Below are 4,858 nucleotides of genomic sequence, written 5' to 3'. Positions count from 1 at the left end.
CGCAGCGGCATCGAGGCGACCCAGACCATCAAGGACCTCATCCCGCACGCCAAGATCCTCATGCTGACCATCTCCGACGAGGAGGCCGACCTCTACGACGCCATCAAGGCCGGCGCCAACGGCTACCTGCTCAAGGAGATCTCGATCGAGGAGGTCGCCAACGCGATCCGCTCGGTCAACCAGGGCCAGTCGCTGATCTCGCCGTCCATGGCCTCCAAGCTCCTCAACGAGTTCGCCACCATGGTCAAGCGGGCCGACGAGAAGCAGCAGGTCCCCACCCCGCGCCTCACCGAGCGCGAGATGGAGGTCCTCAAGCTCGTCGCCAAGGGCCACAACAACCGCGACATCGCCAAAGAGCTCTACATCTCCGAGAACACCGTCAAGAACCACATCCGCAACATCCTCGAGAAGCTGCACCTGCACTCGCGGATGGAGGCGGTGGTGTACGCGGTCCGCGAGAAGCTGCTCGAGATCAAGTAGCGGCATGGCGCTTCCTGACGGTCGGTAGCGGGCCCATGGCCGCCGTGCTCGCGCTCGACGTCGGCGGGACCAAGCTGGCCGCCGCGGTGGTCGACGACGCCGGCCGCATCCTGGGCCGGGGCCGGGTGCCCTCGCCGACCGGCCCCGACCCCGAGCTGCTGTACGAGGCCCTGCTGGCCTGCGCGGCCGCGGCGCTGCGCGGCGCCGACGTCCTCCCCGGCGACCTGGACGGCGTCGGCGTGGCCGCCGCCGGGCCCATGGTCTGGCCCTCGGGCGAGGTGTCCCCGCTCAACATGCCCGCCTGGCGCGGCTTCCCGCTGCGCAAGCGCCTGGCCGAGGAGTTCGCCAGCGACCGGGTGCTCATCCACAACGACGCGGTCGGGCTGACCGTCGGCGAGCACTGGAAGGGCGCCGGCGCCGGCACCGCCAACCTGCTCGGCATCACCGTCTCCACCGGGGTCGGCGGCGGCCTCATCCTCGACGGCCGCCTCTACCACGGCACCAGCGGCAACGCCGGCCACGTGGGCCACGTGGTGGTCGAGCTCGACGGGCCGGCCTGCGCCTGCGGCGGCCGGGGCTGCCTGGAGGCGATCGCGTCCGGGCCCAACACCGTGCGCCACGCCCTCGACGACGGCTGGCGTCCCCGGCCCGGGGTGGTCGCCGACGGGGTCGCCCTGGCCGCGGCCGCCGCGTCCGGCGACGAGGTCGCCCTCCGCAACGTGGCCAGGGCCGGCCGGGCCGTCGGGACGGCCGTCGCCTCCTGCGCCAACCTGCTCGACCTCGAGGTGGCGGCCATCGTCGGCGGCTTCTCCCGGTCAGGACCGGTCTTCTGGGAGCCGCTCCAGCAGGCGTTCACCACCCACGCCGGCTTCCCGTTCGCCGCGGCCTGCCGGGTCGTCCCCGGCCAGCTCGGCGAGGCCGCCGGCCTCCTCGGCGCGGCCGCCTTCGTGCTCGACCCCGACCGCTACGGCTGGGACACCGACCCGGCGCCCGGTCACTAGAATGGGACTTTGGCTGCAACTGAGCTCCGGCGGGTGATGGTCGGCCCACCGGTCTGAGGAGGAATCCGACCCGTGGTGCTGTCCAAGGTCCTGAGCTTCGGCGAGGGCAGGGACCTGCGTCGCTGCCAGGCGGTGGTCCCCGAGATCAACGCCTTCGAGCCGGCGATGCAGGCACGCTCCGACGCCGAGCTGCGCCAGCTGACCGACACCTTCCGCAAGCGCCTGGCCGACGGCCAGACCCTCGACGACCTGCTCCCCGAGGTGTTCGCGACCGTCCGCGAGGCCAGCGTCCGCACCCTCGGCAAGCGCCACTTCGACGTCCAGCTGGTCGGCGGTGCGGCGCTGCACTGGGGCCACATCGCCGAGATGAAGACCGGCGAAGGCAAGACGCTGACCTCGACGCTCTCCGCCTACCTCAACGCACTCACCGGCGAGGGCGTCCACATCGTCACCGTCAACGACTACCTGGCCAAGCGCGACGCCGAGTGGATGGGGGTCATCCACCGCTTCCTCGGCCTGGAGGTCGGGGTGATCCTGGCCACCATGCAGCCCCAGGAGCGCCGGCCCGCCTACGACGCCGACATCACCCACGGCACCAACAACGAGTTCGGCTTCGACTACCTGCGCGACAACATGGCCGTGTTCACCGAGGACCTGGTCCAGCGCGGCCACGCCTACGCCATCGTCGACGAGGTCGACTCCATCCTGGTCGACGAGGCCCGGACCCCGCTGATCATCTCCGGCGCCACCGAGCAGGGCCACCGCTGGTACCAGCAGTTCGCCCGCCTGGCGCCGCGGCTGCACCGCGACATGCACTACGAGGTCGACGAAGGCAAGCACACCGTGGCCATCAACGAGGCCGGGATCGCCAAGGTCGAGGAGCTGCTCCAGATCGAGAACCTCTACGACGCCATCAACACCCCCCTGGTCCACCACCTGCAGAACGCCATCCGGGCCAAGGAGCTCTACAAGCGCGACGACGAGTACATCGTGCGCGACGGCGAGGTCCTGATCGTCGACGAGTTCACCGGGCGGGTGCTGGAGGGACGGCGCTACTCCGAGGGCCTGCACCAGGCCATCGAGGCCAAGGAAGGGGTCTCGATCAAGGAGGAGAACCAGACCTACGCCACCATCACCCTGCAGAACTACTTCCGCATGTACGACAAGATCGCCGGCATGACGGGCACGGCCAAGACCGAGGCGGCCGAGTTCAACCACATCTACAAGCTGGGCGTGGTCGAGGTCCCGACCAACCGGCCAATGATCCGCGAGGACCACGGGGACGTGATCTACAAGACCGAGCAGGCCAAGTTCGAGGCCCTGGTCGACGAGATCGCCGAGCGCCACGAGCGCGGCCAGCCGATCCTGGTCGGCACCGTCTCCATCGAGAAGTCCGAGCGGGTCAACCGGCTGCTGGAGAAGCGCGGGATCAAGGCCGAGATCCTCAACGCCAAGCACCACGAGCGCGAGGCCCACATCATCGCCCAGGCCGGCCGGCTGGGCGCGGTCACCGTGGCCACCAACATGGCCGGCCGCGGCGTCGACATCATGCTCGGCGGCAACGTCGAGTACCTGGCCGACGAGTCGCTGCGGGCCAAGGGCATGGACCCCCTCGAGACGCCCCCGGAGGAGTGGAACGCCGCCCGGCAGGCGGCCATCGAGGACAAGACCCGCCAGGTCGCCGACGAGCACCAGCAGGTGGTCGACCGGGGCGGGCTGGCCGTGCTCGGCACCGAACGCCACGAGTCCCGCCGGATCGACAACCAGCTCCGCGGCCGCTCCGGCCGCCAGGGCGACCCGGGCGAGTCCCGCTTCTACCTGTCCCTCGAGGACGACCTGATGCGCATGTTCGCCACCAAGACGGTCGGCAACCTGATGGAGCGGCTGTCGCTGCCCGACGACGTGCCCATCACCCACCGGCTGGTGACCAAGGCCATCGCCAACGCCCAGCGCCAGGTCGAGTCGCAGAACTTCGAGCGGCGCAAGAACGTCCTCAAGTACGACGAGGTCATGAACAAGCAGCGCCAGGTCATCTACGAGACCCGCCGCCAGATCCTCGAAGGTGGCGACGAGCTGCGCGACCAGACCCTCGGCTTCCTCGGCGACGTGGTCAGCGGCCTGGTCGCCGAGTACTGCCCCCAGGGCGCCTACCCCGAGGAGTGGGACCTCGAGGGCCTCTTCAAGGCGATCGCCCAGCTCTACCCGACCCAGCTGGACCCCGACACCCTCGACCTGGAGGGTCTCGACCACAACGAGTTCGAGAACATGCTCCTTGACGACGCCGAGCGCGCCTACAAGGAGCGCGAGGCCGAGTTCGGGGCCGACCTGCTGCACCAGTTCGAGCGCCGGGTGCTCCTCACCGTCCTCGACCGCCACTGGCGCGAGCACCTCTACGAGATGGACTACCTCCAGGAGGGCATCGGCCTGCGCGCCATCGGCCAGCGCGATCCCCTGGTCGAGTACCAGCGCGAGGGCTTCGACATGTTCCAGGCGATGCAGGACTCCATCAAGCGCGAGGCCGTCGCCTACGTCTTCAACGCCTCCATCCAGGTCGTTGACGAGGACGAGCAACGCCGCCAGGCCCCCGCCCCACCCCCGACCCAGCTCAGCTCCGCCGTCACCGAGGCCGACGAGCGCGCCGCCGCCTCCCAGCCCCAACGCCAGGGCGGCAAGAAGGTCGGCCGCAACCAACCCTGCCCCTGCGGCTCAGGCAAGAAGTACAAGCTCTGCCACGGCGCCGCGACCCCGCGTCCGTAACCGGGACAGAAACGGCAGGGGTCCCGGTCCTGGTCGGCACCGGGCGGGTGACTGGTTGCGTCTCCCGGCCTGGACCGGTGCTGGCCGGACCGGTAGGGCCTGCCGCTAGCTGCGGGAGGCGGCGGCTCGGACCCTGGACCGGGCGGTCTGGCGCTGGCGCTGGCGGCGGCGGAGGTCGCGAGCGCTGGGCTCCTGGTCGTCGTGGATGGTCACGTCGAGGCGGAGCCTGGCGGCGCCCGACGGCCGCAGCTCCTTCCAGTAGCCCTCCGCCATCCCTGCCATCTCGACCCCCGAACCGTCGAACCACCCGGATCCGCTCCGCCGTGCTCCGGGACCTGGGTCGCCCTGCGATCCTCGAACCACGGTTCCCGCGAGCCTACGTTGTCTTCGTCGCGGATCCCGATCGGCTTCATCATGACGATCCGTCGTCTCGGCCGGGTGTCGTGGCCGTGCCGGTCTCGTTACGCCACCAGCGAAGCTCGGTCACGATCCAGCGGCCGCCTCCGGCGTCCAGGCGGAGCGCCACCGGGCGGACAAGGTCGCCCTTCCGCACCACCGCCACCGTGTCCGCCAGGCCGGGCAGGTCCTCCTGGCAGCAGATGGAGATGACCGAGCGGCCA

The 4,858-nt window shown here is 70.4% G+C and carries 5 protein-coding genes; 3 read left to right on the top strand and 2 right to left on the bottom strand.

Features of this window, described 5'->3' with window-relative positions:
• The 3 genes from VF468_08280 to secA form a co-directional block, all read left to right on the top strand.
• The coding region (locus tag VF468_08280; protein ID HEX5878304.1) for a response regulator transcription factor at positions 1–480 on the top strand (480 nt) is incomplete at its 5' end.
• A 35-nt stretch (positions 481–515) separates the two neighbouring features.
• A complete protein-coding gene (locus VF468_08275) occupies positions 516–1,481 on the top strand; it encodes an ROK family protein (GenBank protein ID HEX5878303.1) in 966 nt (321 codons plus the stop codon).
• Between the two features lie 63 nt (positions 1,482–1,544).
• On the top strand, positions 1,545–4,238 hold the full coding sequence (gene secA, locus VF468_08270; protein HEX5878302.1) for a preprotein translocase subunit SecA: 2,694 nt from the start codon (positions 1,545–1,547) through the stop codon (positions 4,236–4,238).
• A gap of 105 nt (positions 4,239–4,343) precedes the next feature.
• Here the strand turns inward: secA and VF468_08265 are convergent, their stop codons facing one another.
• Positions 4,344–4,520: a hypothetical protein gene (locus VF468_08265; protein ID HEX5878301.1), complete on the bottom strand. Its 177-nt coding sequence runs from the start codon at positions 4,518–4,520 to the stop codon at positions 4,344–4,346.
• Positions 4,521–4,650: 130 nt separating this feature from the next.
• Positions 4,651–4,858 (bottom strand): Rv3235 family protein (locus tag VF468_08260; protein ID HEX5878300.1); only part of this gene is annotated, 208 nt, incomplete at its 5' end.

The sequence above is a fragment of the Actinomycetota bacterium genome (genome assembly GCA_036280995.1).
Classification (GTDB): domain Bacteria; phylum Actinomycetota; class CALGFH01; order CALGFH01; family CALGFH01; genus CALGFH01.
Note: the sequence above shows the minus strand (reverse complement) of the source record. Positions and strands in the feature narration are given on the sequence as shown.